The sequence below is a fragment of the Halomonas sp. ND22Bw genome, assembly GCF_003011945.1.
Taxonomy (GTDB): Bacteria; Pseudomonadota; Gammaproteobacteria; order Pseudomonadales; family Halomonadaceae; genus Halomonas; species Halomonas halophila.
In genome coordinates this window covers 1-234 of the sequence record NZ_PXWD01001830.1, presented here as the reverse complement: position 1 = coordinate 234, position 234 = coordinate 1, and the positions used below count along the sequence as shown (strand labels likewise).

Below are 234 nucleotides of genomic sequence, written 5' to 3'. Positions count from 1 at the left end.
GCCGACGTTCAGGCAGGTGCCCCCCAGGGGCGAACGCATCTCCACGCAGGCGACCTTCAGGCCCAGCTGGCCGGCGCGGATCGCGGCGTTATAGCCGCCAGGGCCTCCGCCGATGATGACGACGTCGTAGGCGGCGGTGGCTTCGGCCATGGTATCCTCTGGTCTTCTGGCGCGCGGGAAAAGGCGCGCGGACACTAGCGCCGACCCCGCACGGGTCAACCGCTGCCCGCCATA

Annotated in this window: 1 protein-coding gene; it reads right to left on the bottom strand. The window is 70.5% G+C overall.

Features of this window, described 5'->3' with window-relative positions; all coding sequences use genetic code 11:
• Window positions 1-150 (bottom strand): FAD-dependent oxidoreductase (locus CVH10_RS24600; protein ID WP_146143418.1); only part of this gene is annotated, 150 nt, incomplete at its 3' end.
• Window positions 151-234 lie beyond the last annotated feature (84 nt).